Raw genomic sequence first — 636 nt, forward strand, 5'->3', positions numbered from 1 at the left:
CCGCTGGTCGCGCGCAGTCGTTCTTCGACTTCTACGCCAACGACCTCGGCTTCAGCTCGCTCCGCGGCTCGGACAACAGCCCGAACCTGTTGGCCTACACCGCGACCTTCGGCTCGGGCTTCTCGGCCACGATCTCGCTCGAAGACMGCCTGGCCGGCCGTAACGCGGTCGTCCGCAACGCCGTCCTCTTCAACGGCGCTGCTCCGGTCCTCGAGGGCAGCCAGTATCCGGACCTCGTCGGTGCGTTGAACGTGACCCAGGGCTGGGGCTCCGCTCAGCTGTCGGGTGCCATCGGTCAGCGTAACGTTGCCAGCTTCCCGGTTGGCGCTATCGGCAACACCACGATCATCCGTGGCGGCGACGAGACCGCTTGGGCCATCCAGGGCGGTCTGAAGTTCAACCTGCCGATGCTCGCCGCTGGCGACGTCCTGTGGTTGCAGGCAGCTTACGCTGAGGGCATGGGCTCCTACCTCGGCTACGGCGGCACCTATGGCTACGGCCGCCTCGGCTCGCTCGCCGCTGCGGACATCGTCATCGACCAGACCACCGGTCGCTCGAAGCTGACCAAGGGCTTCGCCATCACTGCTGGCCTGAAGCACTACTGGACCCCGACCATCCGTTCGGAAGTCTATGGTT

The 636-nt window shown here is 66.0% G+C and carries 1 protein-coding gene; it reads left to right on the forward strand.

All coding sequences use genetic code 11. From position 1 onward, the window contains the following. Nucleotides 1–636, forward strand: a 636-nt coding sequence (locus AC1DIO_RS35405; protein ID WP_476854957.1) for a porin, incomplete at both ends; no start/stop codon positions are given.

The sequence above is a fragment of the Allobosea sp. 05T439 genome (assembly GCF_056396005.1).